This window comes from Cupriavidus sp. H19C3 (genome assembly GCF_049393815.1).
In the GTDB taxonomy this organism is placed as follows: domain Bacteria; phylum Pseudomonadota; class Gammaproteobacteria; order Burkholderiales; family Burkholderiaceae; genus Cupriavidus.
The window spans coordinates 2,070,240-2,089,224 of the sequence record NZ_CP184986.1 but is presented as its reverse complement, the minus strand read 5'-3'; the positions used below and the strand labels follow the sequence as shown (position 1 = coordinate 2,089,224).

14 protein-coding genes are annotated in these 18,985 nt (G+C 66.2%); 6 read left to right on the top strand and 8 right to left on the bottom strand.

Going from position 1 to position 18,985, the window contains the following annotated elements; translation table 11 throughout:
• Positions 1 to 3 precede the first annotated feature (3 nt).
• The 5 genes from DFLDMN_RS28835 to DFLDMN_RS28815 form a co-directional block, all read right to left on the bottom strand.
• Positions 4 to 3,108, bottom strand: coding sequence for an efflux RND transporter permease subunit (locus DFLDMN_RS28835; protein WP_423199159.1), 3,105 nt, complete (start codon positions 3,106 to 3,108; stop codon positions 4 to 6).
• A gap of 9 nt (positions 3,109 to 3,117) precedes the next feature.
• The gene (locus DFLDMN_RS28830; protein ID WP_423199158.1) at positions 3,118 to 4,242 is read right to left on the bottom strand and encodes an efflux RND transporter periplasmic adaptor subunit; all 1,125 of its coding nucleotides are present in this window, start codon (positions 4,240 to 4,242) and stop codon (positions 3,118 to 3,120) included.
• A 13-nt stretch (positions 4,243 to 4,255) separates the two neighbouring features.
• A complete protein-coding gene (locus tag DFLDMN_RS28825) occupies positions 4,256 to 4,807 on the bottom strand; it encodes a hypothetical protein (RefSeq protein WP_423199157.1) in 552 nt (183 codons plus the stop codon).
• On the bottom strand, positions 4,804 to 5,970 hold the full coding sequence (locus DFLDMN_RS28820; protein WP_423199156.1) for a TolC family protein: 1,167 nt from the start codon (positions 5,968 to 5,970) through the stop codon (positions 4,804 to 4,806). The genes DFLDMN_RS28825 and DFLDMN_RS28820 overlap by 4 nt, the downstream gene beginning before the upstream one ends.
• A gap of 134 nt (positions 5,971 to 6,104) precedes the next feature.
• Positions 6,105 to 6,458, bottom strand: coding sequence for a hypothetical protein (locus DFLDMN_RS28815; protein ID WP_423199155.1), 354 nt, complete (start codon positions 6,456 to 6,458; stop codon positions 6,105 to 6,107).
• A gap of 100 nt (positions 6,459 to 6,558) precedes the next feature.
• Here DFLDMN_RS28815 and DFLDMN_RS28810 point away from each other — a divergent pair, with 100 nt between their 5' ends.
• Both DFLDMN_RS28810 and DFLDMN_RS28805 read left to right on the top strand, forming a co-directional pair.
• Positions 6,559 to 7,629 carry a DMT family transporter gene (locus tag DFLDMN_RS28810; RefSeq protein ID WP_423199154.1) on the top strand — a complete coding sequence of 357 codons (1,071 nt, stop codon included), beginning with the start codon at positions 6,559 to 6,561 and terminating at the stop codon, positions 7,627 to 7,629.
• Between the two features lie 445 nt (positions 7,630 to 8,074).
• Positions 8,075 to 8,305 carry a tautomerase family protein gene (locus tag DFLDMN_RS28805; protein WP_423199153.1) on the top strand — a complete coding sequence of 77 codons (231 nt, stop codon included), beginning with the start codon at positions 8,075 to 8,077 and terminating at the stop codon, positions 8,303 to 8,305.
• 124 nt (positions 8,306 to 8,429) lie between these two features.
• Here DFLDMN_RS28805 and DFLDMN_RS28800 read toward each other — a convergent pair whose 3' ends face one another.
• Positions 8,430 to 9,179 (bottom strand): sulfite exporter TauE/SafE family protein, encoded by a 750-nt coding sequence (locus tag DFLDMN_RS28800; protein ID WP_423199152.1) that lies wholly within the window; start codon positions 9,177 to 9,179, stop codon positions 8,430 to 8,432.
• 95 nt (positions 9,180 to 9,274) lie between these two features.
• On the opposite strand from DFLDMN_RS28800, the gene DFLDMN_RS28795 reads away from it, so the two are divergent.
• From DFLDMN_RS28795 to DFLDMN_RS28780, 4 genes are all read left to right on the top strand, one after another.
• Positions 9,275 to 10,171, top strand: a complete 897-nt coding sequence (locus DFLDMN_RS28795) for a LysR family transcriptional regulator (RefSeq protein ID WP_423199151.1) — start codon at positions 9,275 to 9,277, stop codon at positions 10,169 to 10,171.
• A gap of 199 nt (positions 10,172 to 10,370) precedes the next feature.
• Positions 10,371 to 13,589: an efflux RND transporter permease subunit gene (locus DFLDMN_RS28790; RefSeq protein WP_423199150.1), complete on the top strand. Its 3,219-nt coding sequence runs from the start codon at positions 10,371 to 10,373 to the stop codon at positions 13,587 to 13,589.
• Positions 13,586 to 14,776 (top strand): efflux RND transporter periplasmic adaptor subunit, encoded by a 1,191-nt coding sequence (locus tag DFLDMN_RS28785; RefSeq protein ID WP_423199149.1) that lies wholly within the window; start codon positions 13,586 to 13,588, stop codon positions 14,774 to 14,776. Before DFLDMN_RS28790 ends, DFLDMN_RS28785 begins: the two co-directional genes overlap by 4 nt.
• The gene (locus DFLDMN_RS28780) at positions 14,773 to 16,227 is read left to right on the top strand and encodes an efflux transporter outer membrane subunit (RefSeq protein WP_423199148.1); all 1,455 of its coding nucleotides are present in this window, start codon (positions 14,773 to 14,775) and stop codon (positions 16,225 to 16,227) included. The genes DFLDMN_RS28785 and DFLDMN_RS28780 overlap by 4 nt, the downstream gene beginning before the upstream one ends.
• Before the next feature lie 125 nt (positions 16,228 to 16,352).
• Here DFLDMN_RS28780 and DFLDMN_RS28775 read toward each other — a convergent pair whose 3' ends face one another.
• Together DFLDMN_RS28775 and DFLDMN_RS28770 are read right to left on the bottom strand one after the other, a co-directional pair.
• Positions 16,353 to 17,444: an alpha/beta fold hydrolase gene (locus DFLDMN_RS28775; RefSeq protein ID WP_423199147.1), complete on the bottom strand. Its 1,092-nt coding sequence runs from the start codon at positions 17,442 to 17,444 to the stop codon at positions 16,353 to 16,355.
• A 46-nt stretch (positions 17,445 to 17,490) separates the two neighbouring features.
• The gene (locus DFLDMN_RS28770; RefSeq protein WP_423199146.1) at positions 17,491 to 18,924 is read right to left on the bottom strand and encodes an amidase; all 1,434 of its coding nucleotides are present in this window, start codon (positions 18,922 to 18,924) and stop codon (positions 17,491 to 17,493) included.
• Between the last annotated feature and the right edge of the window lie 61 nt (positions 18,925 to 18,985).

Sequence of the window (18,985 nt, the reverse complement as noted above, 5' to 3'; positions counted from 1 at the left end):
TGATCAATACGCTTCGCGCCCGGTCTCCCGCACCATGCGTTCAATGGGTTCGCGCCCGAACAGCCAGACCACAACTGGCGTCAGCACCGCATCGAGCAGCGTGGAACTGAGCAGCCCGCCGAAGATCACCACGGCGACGGGATGGAGGATCTCCTTGCCCGGCGCGTCGGCGGCGATCAGCAACGGTACCAGTGCGAACGCCGCGACCAACGCGGTCATCAGTACCGGTGTCAAACGCTCCAGCGACCCGCGTACCAGCATCGGGATGCCGAACGGCTCGCCTTCCAGCCGGCACAGATTGATGTAGTGGCTGACCTTGAGAATGCCGTTGCGCGTGGCGATGCCCGTCAGCGTGATGAACCCCACCATCGACGCGACCGACAACGTCAGGCCGCCGGTCCACATGGCAATGACGCTGCCAATCAGGGCGAAAGGAATATTTGCCATGATGGCAAGCGTGAGCCGGTGCGAGCGATACCGCGAGAACAGCACCAGATAGATCATGGCGAGCGATCCCAGTGCCAGCAGCGAGATCAGTTGGGTCGCCTGCTCCTGCGCCTGGAATTGGCCTTCGATACTGGCAAAGTAGCCGCCCGGCAATCCGGTACGAGCGATGGCGTCGCGTACCCCGGCAATGATGCGCGACATGTCCGAGCCATCGGTATTCGCGTAGACCACAATCCGGCGCCGGCTGTTTTCGCGGCCGACCTGGTTAGGGCCGTCCGCCTCCTCCACCGTGGCGATTGCCGATAGCGGAACCGGTCCCCGTGGCGACTGAACCATGATGCGCGCCAGACCCTGTGGCGTACGGTTCGCATCCGGAAGCCGTACGAGCAGATCGAATCGCTTCACGCCATCGATAATCTGCGAGACACGTGAGCCTTCGGACAGCGTTTGCAATGCGGACAACGCATCGCCGGGCGTGATGCCGTATTGCGCGGCCTTCCGATAATCGAGCCTGACGTTGACCTGCGGGATCAACACCTGCTTCTCCACCGAGATATCGACGAGACCCGGCACGGCGGACAGTCTGCCGCGCAGACCTTCCGCCAGCCCGCGCAGCGTATCGAGATCGTCGCCATAGATCTTGAGTGCGATTTGCGCGCGCACGCCAGACAGCAGGTGATCGAGGCGGTGCGAGACCGGCTGCCCGATCGCCACGGAGGCCGGCAGCGTGGCAAGCTGCGCGCGGATGGCGGCCATGATCGCTTCCCGGCTACGCCCGTCACGGCGCAGATCGACGTCGATCTCGGAGGAATGCACGCCTTCCGCATGCTCGTCCAGCTCGGCGCGACCGGTACGGCGCCCCACCTGAACGACTTCGGGCACTTGCCGGATGAGGGTCTCGGCCAATGCCCCCATTCGATTGGCTTCCGCAAGCGAGGTGCCCGGATTGAACAACAGCGACATGACCAGCGAGCCTTCGTTGAACGCGGGCAGAAACGCGCGCGGCAGGAACGGCACGGTGGCGGCAGCGAGCACCACCAGCGCCACGGCGCCGGTCAGCACGTGGCGCGCGCGCGGGAAGGCCCAGTCGAGTACCCGCGTTTCCATCCGCTTGAGCCATGTGACTAGCGGGCTGTCCGGATGATCGAGACGCTTCATTCCCGGTAGCAGGTAATACGACAGCGCTGGCGTCACCGTCATCGAGACCAGCATCGAGGCAAGGATCGATACGATGTATGCAATGCCCAATGGCGCGAACAACCGCCCTTCGATACCCGGCAATGCGAACAACGGCACGAAGACCAGCACCACGATCAACGTGGCATAGACGATTCCGGAGCGCACTTCGACGGACGCGCGCCAGATGACCTCGAGCACCGATGGCGGGTCGGCCATACCTTGCCGCTGCTTGAGTCGGCGAAGGATATTCTCGACGTCCACGACCGCGTCGTCGACCAGCTCTCCGATGGCGATCGCCAGTCCTCCCAGCGTCATGACGTTGATGGACTGGCCGAGCAGATGAAAGGCCAGCGCGGTGACAGCCAGCGAGAGCGGAATCGCGATCAGCGAAATCGCCGTGGTGCGCGCGCTCAGCAGAAAGGCGAACAGAATGATCGTCACCATGATGGCGCCGTCTCGCAGTGCCTCGCTGACGTTGCCGATGGATGCCTCGATAAAGTCCGCCTGCCGGAACAGGATCTGCGGTGCAGCCAGGCCGGTCGGCAGGCCCCGCTTGAGTTCGCCTAACGCCTGTTCGAGGTCGCGCGTCAGCTTCACCGTATCGGCATCGGGTTGCTTCTGCACGCTGACGATCACCGCCGGCTGGCCATTGAAGCCAGCGTCACCGCGTTTCACGGCTGGCGCATAGCGCACGGCAGCCACCTGTTCGAGCAGCACCGGCGCGTTGTCGCGATAAGCGACCGCCAGGCCACGCAGGTCCTCCAGCTGGCGAGTACGGCCGAGGTTGCGGATCAGGTATTCGCGCCCATTCAAGTCGATGAAGCCGCCGCTCGTGTTGGCGGCAAAGTCGCGCAGCGCATCGGTGACGTTTGCCAGCGTGACGCCGAACTGCGCCATGCGGGCGGTGTCGGGTTCCACCCGCAATTGCCGTACTTCGCCGCCAATCGGGATGACCTGCGACACGCCGGGTACCGACAACAGCCGGGGCCGAAGGACGAAGTCCGCATACTCGCGGGCAATCATGGGACTGACTCTGGCGGGGTCGATCGGCAACGCCACCAGCATGATTTCGCCCATGATCGACGACACGGGGCCGAGGATGGGCGTCAATCCGCCAGGCAACTGCTCCTTGACCAGCGCCAGCCGCTCCGAGACCAGTTGGCGATTGCGATAGATATCGCTGCCCCAGTCGAACTCCGCATAAACGATCGACAGGCCGACGCCGGACACCGAGCGCACGCGTGTCACGCCTGGCATGCCATTGAGCGAGGTCTCGATGGGGAACGAGACCAGCAGTTCCACCTCCTGCGGTGCCATGCCGCCGGCTTCCGTGATCACCGTGACCAACGGCTTGTTGAGATCCGGGAACACATCGATGGGTGTACGCCACGCCGTATAGGCACCACAGACCATCAGGACGGCGGCCACGGCCAGCACCAGCAGCCGGTTGCCCAGGCTCGCGCGAACAATCCAGTTGAACATGGCGCGCCTCTATCGAATCTGGTTGATCAAGGCCGCCCCCGCGACGACCACGCGGTTCTCCGGTGACAGCCCCTTGGTGACAATCACGGTGTGTGCATCGAGCGTGCTGACTTCCACAGGTAGTGCGATAAAGCGCTGCGTGCCGGACTTGATCCAGACGATGGGCTCGTTGTTGGGATTGCGCACTACAGCCTCGCTTGGCAAGGCAATCCCTTGGGTCGTGTCGGAAAGCCGGGCCAGCACGGTCAACGGTTGACCGACCGCCAGCGGCGTGGCATGGTCGGTCACGCGGAACGTCAGCGGTACCGCACCGTTCTTGAGGCTTCTGCCCGCTCCGACGAACTGCAGCTTGTTGCTGGACTTGCCGTGGTCGACCAGTACACCATCGCGGATGCGGGCGACCAGCGTTGTGTCGGCGGTTTGCGCTTCGATCATGAGTCGCTGCGGGTCGACGATCTCGAACAGTACGTCCTGCGGCGCGACGACCTGACCTGCGATCGCGTTGGCGGACGCCACCAGACCGCTGGCGGGGGCGCGTAGCAGGTCCGTCGGATGAAGGCTGGTAGCCACCGCCTCGCGTTGTCCGCTCAGGCTCGCGACTTCGGCACGAGCGGCCTCGATATCCTTGCGCGGGATGCTGTCCTGCAGCGACTCCAGCCGCTCGAGCCGCTGTCGGGCGAGTTTGAGGTTGGCGGTCAGTGTTGCCAGCTGGGCCTGCTGATTACCGATATCGAACGGCTCGTTCTTGTGACGAAGTACAGCGAGGACTTGCCCCTTGGTCACGCGTTGCCCCAGCACCGGAAAGCCAGTGCCGGGGGCTTCGAGCCAGCCGGGGTGGCCAGACTGCACGCGCCCGCCGGCATTGGGATCCATCACCACCGTTGCGTTGAGGGGCACGGACTGTGGATGCTCACCAGTCGTCGGCATCAGCGTACGGATGCCCATGCGCCGCTGCGCAAGCTTGGGCACCTGCACGCTGCCATCTGGCAGCCGTGCAAGGCCACTGCCTGTACTCGCAGTGGAGGTGTCGAGGTGTTCTCCGCCGGGGCCGTGCGCGCCGGGTGCGGCAGCCGCGTGCATGGTGTGGCCTGCAATCAGCACGGAGACGGTAATCGCGATCGTAATGGTTTTCATGGCATCGAGGCTTTCAGCGTAGGGAGCGGCGACGGCGAATACGCCATGTGATGACAGCCAGCAGCATCGATGCGAGCACGCCCGCGCCGATCCATGCTGCACGGGGCAGGTGCCAGTGTCCCTGACCTTGGGCGCCGGAAGGGATCGTGAGCTTGCCCTCGATCAGATCGGCGTCGTTACCCGTTATCAGCGTGAAGACAAGCGCGTGATCGCCCGGCTGGCGCAACGCGGCAAGCAGCTTTGCGTCGGTGAACGAGAAGTCCCCGATGTCCTGATGGAGTGTGGATTGCGCCTTGATGGCACCCAGCTCGGCCTCGAGCGTGCCTGTGGTGACAGGCGCGTTGGTGTCGTAGCGGTCCACCAGCACCGACAACTCGTCATCGTGCAGCGTACCGACAAGTTCGAAGCCCTCGGTATTGGCCTCGATCGTGGGGCGCGTGGCAGCGCGGCCGGCATCGCTGGCGGGCGCATCGAGGTGTTCACCGCTGGGGCCGTGTGCCCCCGGTGCGGCATGTACAGTCAGCGCCGCGCATAGCAGCAGCGCCGTCGAGAGTTCTCGGATCATGGCAGGACTCCCATGGCCTGGTTCAGGTTTGCAATGGCAAGGCCGCGGCGCGCGCGCACGCGCGCGAGGTCCGTCTCGGCCTCCAATGCCTGGTTTTGGGCGCGTAGCACTTCTGGCAAGCCGATCTCTCCCGCGTTGAAGGTCTTGCGCAGTAACGCCGCGCGCTCCGCAAGCGTTTGGCTGCGCTGGCCAACGAGCGCGAGCTGCTGTTCGGCGAGCCCAAGCGACTGCCGTGCGGCGTCGATGTCGGACTGCACCACGCGCTCGGTCCGATCCCGTTGCGCGCGTGCCGTCATCAACTCGGTCTGTGCTGCGGTCTCGCGCGGTAGGTTGCGTGCATCGGTGGCGAATGGGATGCGTATGAAGACGCCGATCGTCTGGTCGCTCTGAAAGCCACCCCCAGCGGCATCGCGTCGGTAGGTGACGCCCACCTCGGGCGGGTCGCGCCTCGAAGCCTGCAGGTAGCCGACCTGCCGCTCGTTACGTTCCACGGCGCGCTGCGCGGCATCGAGCTGCGGATGCGGGGTGCCGGTGTTGCCGGAGACCGGCACTTCCTCATAGCGCGCGGGCAGGGCATCGGAGCCTGTTGTCTGCAGGAGGCGGGCACGTGCCTCGACCAGCCGCGCATCGCTTTCCGCCAGCAGCGTCTGGCTGGCGAGCAGGTCCTGCTCCGCGAACAGCAAATCTGTTCGCGCGAGGTCGCCAGCCGCAAGACGCCGCCTGACGTCATCGCGCAGCGACTGCGCAACGCCCACGCGGCGCTGCAGGACCTCGCGTTCCGATGTGGCGGCGGCAAGCTGCCACACGCGCTCGCGTACCTCGGCCGCCACCGCAAGCTGGCCCAGCGTGACCGCGGACTCCGCCTCGGCGGCCTGCGCATCGGCCAGTGCGCCACGCGCGCTGCGCTGGCCGGGCATCCAGATCGGGACGCCGACGGCAATTTCGCTCTCCCGCACGCCGCGGCGCTGCGTCAACTGATCACCACGATGCCGCAGATCGAGCGAGGGCGGGCCCGCAATCAATGAATCGGCCTGGACGCGACTCGCGGCCGCCTCCTGCCGTCGCCCGTTCGTTGCCTGCAGCGCGACCGAGCGGTCCCAGGCGGCATCGAACAGTGCACGCAGCTCGGTAGGCGGTGTTTGCGCGCAGACGCTGGCCAGCATCGCAAACGATGCTGCCATGCATAGCAGTGACTTCTGCATGAAATCCCCAAACGCAAAAAAGCTCGATCAAGCGTCGCGACGGGGCACCGTGTCATGAATGAACACGGCGAGCAGAAAAGGACAACGCCCCGCCGTCAGGCGGGCACGTGAGGAGGTCGTAAAGGGGGAGTGCAGGCAGGCGTGGGCATCGTACTGCCTGCGAAGGAAGGCGCAACCTGGCTGGTATTCAGCAGCAGGGGGACTGCCACCGACGTCAGCGTGCCGGGAAGATTCGACATCAGGTCGAAGTCGAGCTGGTGCGTCGCGGAGGCAAGCGAATCGTCTTCCTCCATCGCGCCATCATCATCATGGTGGTGCGGCACATGCTCCGCATGCGCGACCACATGGTCCATCTCGTCGCCCGACAAATGGGCGAGCTGCCGCTCCGCTGCGGCAAAGGCCTGCAGCGGGAGAATCAGTAGCATGAGAATGGCAACGATTCGCGACATGGGGCGAATTCTACATGAGTGACGCGACGCTCGACAGGTTCATGACAAGACTGTCATCGGGGTACACAATGGCGGCATCAGCACTCGGTCTCATCTCGCCATGTCGCTTCGCACCGCATCTCCCGCATTGTTCGCGGCCCTGCTATTTGGCGCCAGCACGCCGCTCGCTAAGCAATTGACCGGTGCCGTGTCGCCGCTGCTTCTCGCCGGTCTCCTGTACCTCGGCAGCGGACTGGGACTGGCGCTGGTGCTCGTATTGCGAAGATTCATGCGGACCGAGGCGACATCGCGCGACGCATCCAGCATACCGAGGGCCGAATGGCCATGGCTGCTGGGCGCGATCCTGGCCGGCGGTGTGGCGGGCCCCGCATTGCTGATGACTGGCCTGGTATCGACGAATGCCGCCTCGGCATCGCTGCTGCTGAACGTGGAAGCCGTGTTCACGGCACTGATCGCATGGATCGTGTTCAAGGAGAATGCCGACCATCAGATCGTGCTCGGCATGGTTGCCATTGTGGCTGGCGGATTGCTGCTGGCGTGGCAGCCTGGCAGTCTGCAGATGTCCGCCGGGGGCGTGTTGATCGTCGGCGCATGTCTCTGCTGGGCGATCGACAACAACCTCACGCGCAAGGTCTCGAGTAACGACGCGCTCCTCGTGGCCTGTCTCAAAGGCGTTGTCGCAGGCGTGTGCAACACGACGCTCGCGTTGGGGCAGGGCATCGCCATGCCACCACCGTCGGTCGCTGGCGGCGCGATGTTGGTTGGCTTCGCGGGCTACGGCGTTAGCCTTGCGCTGTTTGTCGTAGCGCTGCGTACGCTAGGCACTGCTCGCACGGGCGCGTATTTCTCCGTGGCGCCGCTATTTGGCGTGCTGATCTCGTTTGCAATCTGGCCGGAGATCCCTGGCGTGGCGTTCTGGTTAGCCGCGGCACTGATGGCTCTTGGCGTCTGGCTGCATTTGCGAGAGCGCCACGAACATGCGCATACGCACGACCCGCTGGATCATAGCCATACACACCGGCATGACGAGCACCATCAGCACGCTCACGATTTCCCGTGGGATGGCCGTGAACCACATAGACATTGGCACCATCACGACGTCCTCATGCACAAGCATCCTCATTACCCAGACGTGCACCATCGACACGCCCACTGCTACCTCTCGCAGTGACCGCTTTAAGATGGTCTTCAGCCCGTTGGAGGCGAAGGTATCAATGGCTGCAAATGGCCGAGAAGAGCCCTTCGATTCACCGCCCCGCGCCGCCCGGGGGCTTCCAATCGGAACCTGGCGTTCGACTTCGACGATAAGCCCAAACCACGTCCGCAGCTGGAGCTGACATCCGGCCCGCCCTCCGCTAGCCATTCTTTGTACCCACACACTGGGAGACGGGCGGCGCCTTTCACCCAGCCAACTGTGAGATTCCGGCACAGATAGTTGCGACGGCGCTCGGCAACGCCTCGACTGTCAAGGTCAACCTTCCCAGACTTTGAGATAGGACATCTCCCGCCGATTGTTGGCGGATTTCGAATGCTGTTACCAGCGTACGGGATTTATCGCGCGCATGGCTTCATCAATACTCCTGCCAACAACGTTGCAGCCAGACAGGAGCATTGCTATGCCATTTGCCAACTTCAAATTCCCGGAAGGGATCCTCGACCATGCCCGTAAGGAGGAAATCATCCACCGCACCACGGCGATGTTCGTCGAATACTTCGGCGAGGGCGTCCGCCCTTATTCGATGGTGCTTGTCGAGGAAGTCGCGGATGGCGGTTGGGGGCGCGCCGACGAGACGCTGACGCTGGAGAAGATGGGCCTTGGACGTCTGGCCGGCAAGGAAGGCGCGTAGGTCCAGTGATCGCCGTCGCCGGCGCGTGTGAGATGCCGGCAGACGTCTCCCGGAAATGTACGGCGAAGATCGTGGGCTCCAGGATGGGCGGTGTGGCCGACTTTGCTTGCCGGTTGACATGGCGTCACGCAAACGGACGGAACGTCATCTCCAGGCCAAGCAGAACCAGCAGGATGAGAAAGCAGCGGCGGAACGTGACCGGGCTGATTCTGTGGCGCACGATCGAGCCCAGCCACATCCCCGCGAGCGCGGGCAGCACGGCCACCAGCGACAGGCCGAGCTGGTCGAGCCGGTATGCGCCGTGGCTGACGAGACCGCCGGCGAGTGCGAAAGTGGAAACCGTGAATGAAAGGCCAAGGGCCTGTACGAGTTCGTCCTTCTGCAGGCCCAGCGATTGCACATACGGCACGGCAGGCAGCGTAAAGACGCCGGTGACGCCGGTTATCAATCCGGTCGCCGTGCCGACGACAGGCGAAAGCCACGCTTCGAGCCGTTGCGGCACCGAGAATGTCGGCGCGACCAGCGCGTAGACCGCATAGGCAATCAGAGCAAGACCCAGCGTACGTCCCGACCAGACCGGGTCCACCATCACCAGCAGTCTGGTTCCGAGCAGCGTGCCGATCACGATGCCGAGCATCATGGCCCATAGCCTGCGCATGAGGCGAAGCTTGTGCGGACCGGCCAGCAATTGCCAGACATTTGTCACGGCCGAGGGGACGATCAGGATCGCTGCCGCCGCTACCGGCGACATGACCGTGCCGAGCACGCCCATGGCAACCGTGGGCAGGCCCATTCCGGTTACCCCTTTGACAAGACCGGCTCCAAGAAAGGTGGCAAGGAGCAGGGAGATCAGTTCGATAGTTGACGGGTTCATGGCGCGTATTACGCCTGCAGTCGCCGACTTGCACAATGCGGAATTTCCGATCTATCCTTCGGCTGAACCGAAGGATACTTCACCGTGTTGATTGCATGAGATTCGATCTCGCAGATTTGCGCCTGTTTCTTTGTGTGGTCGATGCGGGCAGCATTACGGCCGGCGCCAGGCAGGCCAGTCTCGCCCTGGCATCGGCGAGCGAGCGCATCGCCAACCTCGAAGCGGATGCAGGGGTCGCGCTACTCGAACGGAGCCGCCGGGGCGTGGTGACTACCGAGGCCGGCGAGGCCCTCGCGCACCATGCGCGGGTTATCCTCAGGCAGCACAGCCTGCTGCAGGGCGAGCTGCGCGACTTCGGTGCCGGCGCGCGCGGCACGCTGCAGCTGTATGCGAACACCGCGGCATTGACCGGCTTTCTGCCACAGCGGCTCGCACCGTGGCTGGCGCAACGCCCACGCGTCAACCTCGACCTGCGAGAGCGCACGAGCACGGAGATCGTGAAGATGATCGGCGCAGGGCTGGCCGAGGCCGGTGTGGTTTCGGACGCGATCGACCCCGCTGGCCTCGTCATCCAGCCCGTGACGAGCGACCACCTCGTCCTGATCGTGCCGGTTGCGCACCGGCTTGCCGATGCGAGGACGGTTCGCTTTGCCGACGTGACCGGCGAGCCGTTCGTCGGGCTGGAAGCCGGCAGCGCGCTGCAGGACCATATCGACCAACACGCGCGCGATCTACGCCGTGCCCTGGCATTCCGCATCCGCATGAAGAGTTTCGAGGGGTGCTGCCAGATGGTGTCCGAAGGCGTGGGCGCGGCCATCATCCCGCAGGCCGCGGCACGGCGCTTCAGGAGCCGGTACCCGTTCCGGACGCTCGCGCTCGGCGATGACTGGGCGCGCCGGCAGCTATGCCTGTGTTTCCAGCATTGGCACACGCTGTCGGCGCCGATGCAAAGCCTGCTGACGCATCTCGGTGGCGTGCCCCCAGCCTCCTAGCCAGGCGGCAAGCGGCGACGCGTAGCGATAACGATTATCGCTACGCGAGACGATGCGTGAGGCGGTCGGGGCCGCGCTTCCTTTGTCCGCGCCAACCATGACAACTCTGTAATCGTTTTGACCGCGATGGGCACGGGGGGTGGTCCCTAGAATCCGCTGCATTCCTGTCGATGCGTCCCCCGGACGCGCGGAGCCATGCATGTGGATTGTCAGGCTCGCCCTGCGGCGCCCTTATACCTTCGTCGTCCTTGCCATCCTGCTGTTGCTCGGTGGGCCGGTGGCCATCCTGCGCATGCCCACCGATATCTTTCCGAAGATCGACATTCCGGTCGTCAGCGTGGTGTGGACCTACAACGGCCTGTCCGCGCAGGACATGGCGCAGCGGATCGTCACCGGCTATGAGCGTTCGCTGACGACCAACGTCGACAATATCGAGCACATCGAATCGCAGTCATTGGCCGGCGTCGCGGTCATCAAGGTGTTTTTCCACCCCGGCGCCGATATCAATCGCGCGATCGCCCAGGCCACGGCCGGCGCGCAGTCGCTGCTCAAGTCGATGCCACCCGGTGCCACGCCGCCGCTGGTGCTGAGCTACAACGCCTCGACCGTGCCGATCCTGCGCCTCGCACTGGGCAGCGACAAGCTGCCGGAGCAGGAGCTGTACGACCTCGGCAACAGCTTTATCCGCACGCAGCTGGCCACGGTGCAGGGCGCCTCGGTCCCGCTGCCCTACGGCGGCAAGGTGCGCCAGGTGTCGGTGGACCTCAACGTCCCCGCGCTGCAGGCGCGCGGCCTGGCGCCGCTCGATGTGGTTAATGCCATCAATGCGCAGAACCTCGTGCTGCCCGGCGGCACGGCCAAGATCGGCGCGCTCGAATATCGCGTGGACCTCAACGGCAGCACCGAGACCGTCGGCGCGCTCAACGACCTGCCCGTGCGCAGCGGTCCGGGCGGTACCGTCTACGTGCGCGATGTGGCGCAGGTGCGCGACGGCTATGCCCCGCAGACCAACGTGGTGCGGCACGATGGCAAACGGGCCGCCCTGCTTGAAATCGAAAAGACGGGCAGTGCGTCGACCCTGGCGGTGGTGTCGCACATCCGGGCCTTGCTGCCGCAAGTCACCGCCGGTCTGCCCAAGTCGCTCCAGGTGCAGCCGCTGTCCGACCAGTCGGTGTTCGTTACCTCCGCCATCGAGGGTGTCCTGCATGAGGCGCTGGTGGCGGCATGCCTCACCGCCACCATGATCCTGCTGTTTCTGGGCAGCTGGCGGGCCACGTTGATCATCGCGATCACGATTCCGCTGTCGGTGCTGGCGGCCCTGATCGCCCTCGCGGCCCTCGGCGAAACGCTGAACATCATGACGCTGGGCGGCCTCGCGCTGGCGGTCGGCGTGCTCGTGGACGATGCCACCGTGGCGATCGAGAACATCGCCCATCATCGCGAGATGGGCAAGTCGCTGGAGGATGCCATCCTCGACGGCTCGGCCCAGATTGCGCTGCCCACGCTGGTCTCCACCATGTGCATCTGCATCGTGTTCCTGCCGATGTTCCTGCTGAGCGGCGTGGCGCGCTATCTGTTCGTGCCGCTCGCGGAGGCGGTGGTGTTTGCGATGATGGCCTCTTACTTCCTGTCGCGTACGCTGATTCCCACGCTGGCCCACTACCTGTTGCGCGGCGAGCGCGGCGAGCGCGGCGCGGCGGGCGGTTACCCAGTCGCGCGGGGACATGCGGCACGCTGGTTCGGCGCCGCGCATGCACGCTTCGAGACCGCCTTCGAGCGGGTGCGGGCCGGATACGGTCGACTGCTGACCGACGCGCTGGCCATGCCGCGCCGCACCGTGCTGATCTTCGCGCTGGGCTGCGCCCTCTCGATGGGACTGGTGCCATTTCTCGGTCAGGACTTCTTCCCGGCCGTCGACGGCAGCGAAATTCGCCTGCATATGCGCGTGCGTACCGGTACGCGTATCGAGGAGACGGCGCGCATTGCCGATCAGGTGGAACAGGAGATTCGCCGCGTGGTGGGTGCCGACCATGTGGCCGGCATCGTCGACAACATCGGCCTGCCGGTCAGCGGCATCAACCTGACCTATGATTCGTCGTTGCCGATCGGTACCGGCGATGCCGAGATCCTGGTATCGCTGCGGCCCGATGCCGGGCGCTCCGGCATGCTGATCGACCAACTCGATACGGCCCTGCAACAGGCCTTTCCGGGCGTGAGCTTCTCGTTCCTGCCGGCCGATATGGTGAGCCAGATTCTCAACCTGGGCCTGCCGGCGCCGATCGATATCCAGATCGTCGGCAAGGACCTGCAAGGCAACCGTCGTGTCGCCGACCAGCTGTTGCGCAAGCTGGCCGGCATTCCGGGTCTGGCCGACCTGCACCTGCAGCAGCCCGCGGACCAGCCGGCGCTGACGGTCAAGGTGGATCGCACGCGTGCCCTGCAGGCGGGCCTGTCGCAACGCGAGGTCGCGCAGAACCTGCTGATCTCGCTGTCGGGCAGCGGCCAGACCGCACCCAACTTCTGGCTCAATCCGAAGAATGGCGTCAGCTATCCTTTGACGGTCTCGGTGCCGCAGTATGCGATGGATTCGCTGCAGACCGTCTCCAACATTCCGCTCGGCCTCGGTCTCGATACGGCAAGGCAGGGTGGGGCGGGCCAGCTCGGGCAGTTTGGCACGATCGTGCGCGGCAGCCAGGAAGGCGTGGTGTCGCATTACAACGTGCAGCCGGTTCTCGATCTCTTCGGTTCGGTGCGCGGGCGCGCGCTCGGTTCGGTGGCCGCGGATGTGCAGCGGATTGTCGACGGTGTGCGTGCATCGCTGCCCGCGGGCTCGGATATCGTCGTGCGCGGTCAGGTGCAGACCATGCATGCGTCGTTCGCGGGGCTGATGAGCGGCCTGGTCGCCGCGATCGTGCTGGTCTACCTGCTGATGGTCGTGAACTTCCAGTCGTGGCTCGATCCGCTCGCGATCGTCGGTGCGCTGCCCGTCGCGCTGTCCGGCATGGCGTGGATGCTGTTCGCGACCGATACCACCATCAGCGTACCGGCCCTCACCGGAGCCATCATGTGCGTGGGCATTGCCACGGCCAACAGCATCCTGGTCGTCAGTCGCGCCCGCGAAGTGCTGGCGGAAGGCAAGTCGCCGCGCGATGCCGCACATGAAGCAGGCTTTGGCCGCTTCCGCCCCGTGGCCATGACGGCGCTGGCGATGCTGTTCGGCATGGTGCCGATGGCGCTGGGAACGGCCGGCGCGGGCGCCCAGAACGCGCCCCTGGGCCGGACGGTGATCGGCGGCCTCGCGTTTGGCACGATGGCCACGCTGGTGCTGGTACCGGTGTTCTTTGCTGTCCTGCATACCTGGCTGGCGCGCCGGGCGCGCCCCGACCACTCTCCGACTCTCCAGCAAGGCCTGGCATGAAACCTCCCGCTCCCGCTCGCGATGCCGAGGCATCGCGCCCCGCGCGCTCCCACCTGGTGATCCGGTTTGCGATTCCCGCCGCGCTGGCGGCCGTCGCACTGACGGCCGGCATCGTGCCGCGCCTGCAGAGCCACGCGGTCCTGCAGCAGCGCGCCCAGGCCGCGCAGACACCGCTGGTCAGCGTGGTGCAGCCACGCCCCGCGGCGGCCGTGCAGGACATCGCGTTGCCGGCCGACGTACGTGCCTACGAGGATGCCGCGATCCATGCGCGCGTCAGCGGCTATCTGCGCCGCTGGTACGTGGATATCGGCACGCCGGTCAAGGCCGGCCAGTTGCTCGCCGAGATCGACGCGCCCGAGGTGTCCGACCAGTTGCGCCAGGCGCGCGCCGATGAAGCCACCGCCGCCGCCAACTACGCGCTGGCAAAGACCACGGCGCAACGCTGGCAGGACCTGCAGGCGTCGAACTCGGTGGCGCAGCAGGAGACCGACCAGAAGGTGGCCGACATGAACGCCAAGTCCGCGCTGCTGGCGGCTGCCCGCTCGAATACGTCGCGCCTGGCACAGCTCTCCTCCTATACCGCGATCCGCGCGCCCTTCGATGGCGTGATCACCGCGCGCAATGTCGACACCGGCGCATTGATCGACGCCGGCAGCGCACCGAACCAGGGCCGCGAGCTGTTCCATATTTCGGCCGGAACACGCCTGCGCGTCTATGCCCAGGTACCGCAGGACGTCAGTGCTTCCATCGGGCCCGGCACCCATGCGTGGCTGACGCTGCCGCAGGCACCGGCACAGCGCTACCCCGCCACGGTGACGCGCACCGCCGGCGCGATCGATCCGGTGACCCGCAGCCTGCGCGTCGAGCTCGATGTCGATAGCCAGGGGGGCCGCATCCTGCCCGGCGCGTACGCCGAAGTGCATCTGGACGTCGGCAGCGGGCGCGCGGGGCTGGACGTGCCTGCCAATACGCTGATGTTTCCCGCGGGCGGGCCGACCGTGGCCGTGGTCGGGGCCGACGGCCGGCTGGCGCTCCGCCAGGTCACGCTCGGGCGCGATTTCGGCTCGCATGTCGAGGTGCTTGGCGGCTTGACCGGCAATGAACGTGTCGTGGTCAATCCGGGCGATGGCCTGGTCGCCGGCACGCCGGTGCGTGTCAGCCCGCCGACCGGTGGAGCGCGCTCATGACGGCGCTCCTCAAGCATGCGGCGCTCGCCGTGGCCTGTGCCTGGCTGGCCGGGTGCGCCGCCGTGCCGTATGAACGGCCCGCCATGGCGCTGCCGGGCGCGTATCGGGAAGCGCAGGACGTGACTCCCGGGACGGCGCCCGATGCCGCCAATGCACCTCAACCCGACCATGTCGCGGCCGACTGGTGGCGCGCCTACGGGGACCCCACGCTCGACGAGCTGCTGGCGCGCATCGATGTCTCGAACCAGACGCTGCTGAAGTCGGCCGCGCTGTTGCGCGATGCGCGCGCCCAGGTCGCCGCGGCGCGGGCCGACTATTTCCCCACCATCGGTGTCGGGGCGAGCGTTGGCAGTACACACCTGTCCGGCAACGTGCTCGGACATTCGCGCGCGGGCAAGACTACGCCGGATCACCTGATCGGCGTCGCCGCCAGCTGGGAACCCGACCTGTTCGGGCGCGTGGGCAACAATGTCGACGCGGCCGGCGCGCGTGCGCAGGCGAGCGCCGACGATGTGGCAGCGGTACGGCTGAGCCTGCAGGCCGAGGCGGCGATCGACTACTTCGGCATTCGCTCGCTCGATCGCGAGGCTGCGCTGCTGGCGCAGACGGTTACGGCCTACACCTCGGTCCTGCAACTGGTGACCAACCGGTACAACGGTGGCATTGCCGCGGCAGGCGATGTCGCGCAGGCCCAGGCGCAGCTCGACAGCACGCGCGCGCAACTGGCCGACCTGCAACTGGCACGCCGGCAATTGCTGCACGCACTCGCCACGCTGATCGGCGAGCCGGCCAGCAGCTTCACGCTCCCGATGGCAGCGCACGACGACGCCTCCGGCGACACCATCCATCTGCCCGCCGTACCCGCCGCCGTGCCCGCCACGCTGCTGCAACGGCGCCCTGATATCGCCGCGGCCGAACGGCGCGTGGCCGCCGCCAATGCGCAGATCGGCGTTGCGCGCGCCGCGTTCTTTCCTACGCTGATGCTGAACTTCAGCGGCGGGCTGGAGAGTTCGGGCCTGGCCGGCTGGTTGACCGCGCCGAGCCGCTTCTGGGCGCTCGGTCCGGCGTTGGCGGCCACCATCTTCGATGGCGGCAAGCGTCAAGCCGGTGTGGACAGCGCGCGCGCCCGCTTCGATGCGAGCGCGGCCGACTACCGCGAGACCGTCCTCAGCGCGATCCAGGACGTGGAGGACAACTACGCCGCGTGCCATTTGCTCACGGAGGAAGCGGCCCACCAGCAGGCCGCGGTCGACGCGTCGCGCCGCGCGCTGCAACAGGCGACCGAGCGCTACCGCAAGGGCGCGTCGGCCTACCTCGATGTCAACGTGGTGGAAGCGACCACGCTCGCCAACGCGCGCGCGCTGGAAGCCGTGCACCGGCGGCAACTGGCGGCCAGCGTGGCGCTGTTCCGCGCGCTCGGCGGCGGATGGTCGCCAGCCGGCGCGAGCTGAGACGTTGCCCCGTGCGGGTCGCGTGCGGCTTCCCGTGTGGCTCGCCCGTGTGTGGCTCGCATGTGGCAGGCGGCCGGATGGCTGGCCGCCTGCTTGCGAGGTCGCCCAATCCTGCTATCGCCCGGCTACAGCCTCACCACGTCGAGCACGGCCTGCGCAAACGCCGTGGGCGCTTCCTGCGGCAAGTTATGACCCACCCCGCCCGTGATATCCCGATGCCGGTACTTGCCGGTGAACCGCTTTGCATAGGCAGCGGGAGGCTGGTGCGGTGCTCCGTTGGCGTCGCCTTCGAGGGTGATGGTCGGCACGGCGATGCCGGGCGCCTGCGCGAGCCGTTGTTCCAGATCGTCGTACCGCGCCTCGCCCTGGGCGAGGCCCAGGCGCCAGCGGTAGTTGTGAACGACGATGGCCACATGATCGGGATTGTCGAAGGCCCGGGCCGTTCTGAGGAAGGTGGCGTCGTCGAACTGAAACCGTGGCGATGCGTGCTGCCAGACCATTCTGTTGAACGCGTCGCGATGCTCGGCATAGCCGCGAGCGCCGCGTTCGGTGGCGAAGTAGTACTGGAACCACGCCTGTAGCTCCGTCTCGGGCGCGAGTGGCACGCGGCCGGCAGCCTGGCTGCCAATCAGGTATCCGCTCGCGCAGACCAGCGCGCGGCAGCGCTGGGGCCAGATTGCCGCCACGATCTCGGCCGCCCGTCCGCCCCAGTCGAAGCCGGCGAGGACCGCCCTGTCGATCTTGAGGGCGTCCATCAGGGCGATCAGATCTATCGCAAAGATCGACTGCTGGCCATTGCGTGGGGTGTCGGCGGAAAGAAAACGCGTAGAGCCATAGCCGCGCAGGTACGGCACGATGACACGGTAGCCGGCAGCGGCGAGCATGGGCGCAACTTCGGCGAAGCTGTGGACATCGTGCGGCCAGCCATGCAGCAGGATGACCACCGGTCCGCCAGCGGGGCCGCATTCGATATAGCCGATGTTCAGCGTGCCCGCTTCGATCTGGCGCAACGTCCCGAACGATGGTTGCAAGGGCCCCGCCGATGCCGCGGGGGCTGACGAGGGCGACATGAGCGGCGTGGCCAGGGGTGGCGACGAAGCTGGCGGAAGCGGCTGGTCGGCGCGCGCGGGGTCCGCCCAGTCGAATAGCAGAAGGCCGGCCAGTACCGAGGTACCGCTCAGCAGCCAGCGGCGGTGGGGATTGATCAGGTTCGACATGTCGAAGCGATGGTTCGAGATGGTTCGAGGGGATGCGCGGCAGCGCTCATGCGGCGGCAACGTTGGCCAGTGTGGACAGGTCGGGATGCAGTCCTCGGACCGGGCTGACGCGTTCCAGCAGCGCGGCGAGGTACAGCGCCGTGGACTCCGCAAGCCACGGCGCTACCAGCTGTACGCCGACGGGCAGGCCATCGCGGCTGGTACCGAACCGCATGGTCAGGCCCGGCAGCCCGGTCACGCTCAGCGGAGCCGTCGCGTCCATGACATGCAGGGAAGACACCGCCTCGCCGTGGATGACGAAGGTCACGGCGTCGTGCGCATGTGCGGGCACCGGCGTCACCGGGCACAGCAAGGCATCGTAGCGCTGGAAGTACTGGCTGAAGCCGTCGCGCAGCCGCTCGGCCTGTTGCTCGGCTTCGACAAAGTCCTCGATGGAAGTGTCCGGTGTATCGAAGACGGCCTGGGCGTGTTTGTAGATCTTGTCCTCATGGCCCGCGGTGGCCTGGCGAAAGACCGGTTTGGTTTCCATCGCCTGCAGTTTCCACAGGACGTCGAGCGCGTTGATCTGCTCCAGTACGGGAACGCGCACGGGCTCCACCAGCACGCCCGCATCCTGGAGCGCCTCGGCTGCCGCCTCCACGGTGGCGGCCACATCGGCGTCCACCAGACCAAAGCCCGGCTCGACCAGCCAGCCTACGCGCAGCGGGCGAGCGGGATTGGCGCCGACGCCGGCGTCGAGCGAGAGGGGGCTGACCGAAAAGCCGTCGGCGCCGTCCGGGCCGGCGAGCAGGGAGTAGGCCAGGGCAATGTCGCGCACCGAACGTGCCATCGGGCCGACATGCCAGAAGCGGCGGGGCTCGCGCGGCCAGATGCCGGTCATCGGAATGCGGCCGTGCGTCGCCTTGAAGCCGAGGATGCCGGTCAACGCGGCCGGACCGCGAACGGAGATGGCGACATCGGTGGCAAGACCGATCGGCGACATCCCGGCGGCGATGGCGGCGGACTCGCCACCGCTCGATCCGCCTGGCGTGCGCTCCAGGTTCCACGGGTTCAGCGTGCGTCCCGACAGCAGGTTGTCGGACTCGATCCAGTAGGAGAACTCGGGCAGGTTGGTCTTGGCGAGCAGGATGCCACCCGCCTGCTTCATGCGCGTGACGGTGGTCGCATCGGTGTCTGGAATGCGACCCGCGAAAATCGGCGAGCCGCGCTGCGTCTTCACGCCGGCGGTATCGATCGAGTCCTTGACCGAGAACGGCACGCCATGCAGCGGGCCTAGCTTGCTTCCCGCGAGCACGGCGGTTTCCGCGAGTTTCGCGGCGGCAAGGGCGTGCTCGGCGGTGGTGACGATCGCATTGATCGCCGGATCCACCGCGGCAATGCGATCGAGGTGGGCCTGTACCACCTCCACCGGCGATACCTCTTTGGTGCGGATCAGTTGGGCGAGGGCGGTGGCGTCTTGATAGAAAAGTTCGGAATGCATGGGTCGATGTGGAAAGACATTGGACGGGTGGACAAAGCCAGGCAAGTCATTCGCGTCATTC

Bases quoted from the DNA above. Each gene is read 5' to 3' on its own strand.
- DFLDMN_RS28790 (WP_423199150.1), top strand. From the start codon at position 10,371: ATGTGGATTGTCAGGCTCGCCCTGCGGCGCCCTTATACCTTCGTCGTC.
- DFLDMN_RS28825 (WP_423199157.1), bottom strand. From the start codon at position 4,807: ATGATCCGAGAACTCTCGACGGCGCTGCTGCTATGCGCGGCGCTGACT.
- DFLDMN_RS28780 (WP_423199148.1), top strand. From the start codon at position 14,773: ATGACGGCGCTCCTCAAGCATGCGGCGCTCGCCGTGGCCTGTGCCTGG.
- DFLDMN_RS28830 (WP_423199158.1), bottom strand. From the start codon at position 4,242: ATGAAAACCATTACGATCGCGATTACCGTCTCCGTGCTGATTGCAGGC.
- DFLDMN_RS28770 (WP_423199146.1), bottom strand. From the start codon at position 18,924: ATGCATTCCGAACTTTTCTATCAAGACGCCACCGCCCTCGCCCAACTG.
- DFLDMN_RS28820 (WP_423199156.1), bottom strand. From the start codon at position 5,970: ATGCTGGCCAGCGTCTGCGCGCAAACACCGCCTACCGAGCTGCGTGCA.
- DFLDMN_RS28815 (WP_423199155.1), bottom strand. From the start codon at position 6,458: ATGTCGCGAATCGTTGCCATTCTCATGCTACTGATTCTCCCGCTGCAG.
- DFLDMN_RS28795 (WP_423199151.1), top strand. From the start codon at position 9,275: ATGAGATTCGATCTCGCAGATTTGCGCCTGTTTCTTTGTGTGGTCGAT.
- DFLDMN_RS28835 (WP_423199159.1), bottom strand. From the start codon at position 3,108: ATGTTCAACTGGATTGTTCGCGCGAGCCTGGGCAACCGGCTGCTGGTG.
- DFLDMN_RS28810 (WP_423199154.1), top strand. From the start codon at position 6,559: ATGTCGCTTCGCACCGCATCTCCCGCATTGTTCGCGGCCCTGCTATTT.
- DFLDMN_RS28775 (WP_423199147.1), bottom strand. From the start codon at position 17,444: ATGTCGAACCTGATCAATCCCCACCGCCGCTGGCTGCTGAGCGGTACC.
- DFLDMN_RS28785 (WP_423199149.1), top strand. From the start codon at position 13,586: ATGAAACCTCCCGCTCCCGCTCGCGATGCCGAGGCATCGCGCCCCGCG.
- DFLDMN_RS28800 (WP_423199152.1), bottom strand. From the start codon at position 9,179: ATGAACCCGTCAACTATCGAACTGATCTCCCTGCTCCTTGCCACCTTT.
- DFLDMN_RS28805 (WP_423199153.1), top strand. From the start codon at position 8,075: ATGCCATTTGCCAACTTCAAATTCCCGGAAGGGATCCTCGACCATGCC.